The sequence below is a fragment of the Microcella sp. genome (assembly GCF_046293215.1).
Lineage (GTDB): Bacteria > Actinomycetota > Actinomycetes > Actinomycetales > Microbacteriaceae > Microcella.
In genome coordinates this window covers 1-1014 of record NZ_JBKBPI010000018.1, presented here as the reverse complement: position 1 = coordinate 1014, position 1014 = coordinate 1, and the positions used below count along the sequence as shown (strand labels likewise).

1 rRNA gene (only partly in view) is annotated in these 1014 nt (G+C 52.9%); it reads right to left on the bottom strand.

Annotation, left to right across the window (positions count from 1 at the left end):
• Positions 1-1014 (bottom strand): 23S ribosomal RNA (locus ACK4SC_RS11660); its annotated part reaches 548 nt to the left of the window's first position; the annotation flags it as partial.

Genomic DNA, 1014 nt, shown 5'->3' with positions numbered 1-1014 from the left:
TCAGGCACCGGGCAGGCGTCAGACCCTATACGTCGCATTGCTGCTTCGCAGAGCCCTGTGTTTTTAGTAAACAGTCGCCACCCCCTGGTTTGTGCCACTCAGTCCTGGTTGCCCAGGGTGAGTCACGCTTATTCCGAAGTTACGCGTGCAATTTGCCTAGTTCCTTCAGCCGAGTTCTCTCAAGCGCCTTGGTATGCTCTACCTGACCACCTGTGTCGGTTTAGGGTACGGTCTTGTGGAGGGCTATTTCCAGGAACCCCTAAGCAGCCCGATCAATCCGTTAAGATCGAACTACCCTCGGGATCCGTCACCATCTCCTGGCCCAGGAATATTAACCTGGTTCCCATCGACTACGCCTTTCGGCCTCGCCTTAGGGGCCGGCTTACCCTGCTCAGATTAGCTTTAAGCAGGAACCCTTGGACTTTCGGCGACAGGGTCTCTCACCCTGTTTGTCGCTACTCATGTCAACATTCTCACTTCTGATCACTCCACCGGTTGCCTCACGGCCCGGCTTCACAGTCAGAACATTGCCTCCGTTACTTCTTACGAAGCAAAAGAGGCAGCGTTCTATATCACAGAACGCTCCGCTACCACGCACTCTAAAGTGCATCCAAAGCTTCGGCTCGTGGCTTGAGCCCCGTTACATCTTCGCCGCAAGACCTCTTGATTAGACCAGTGAGCTGTTACGCTTTCTTTAAATGATGGCTGCTTCTAAGCCAACATCCTGACTGTTTTAGCCTTCCCACTTCGTTTCCCACTTAGCCAATTTTAGGGACCTTAGCTGGCGGTCTGGGTTGTTTCCCTCTTGTGTCCGGACGTTAGCACCCGGTGCACTGTCTCCCAAGCTCGCACTCATCGGTATTCGGAGTTTGCCATGGTTTGGTAAGTCGCCATGACCCCCTAGCCATAACAGTGCTCTACCCCCGATGGTGATACTTGAGGCACTACCTAAATAGTTTTCGGAGAGAACCAGCTATTTCCAAGTTTGTTTAGCCTTTCACCCCTATCCACAGC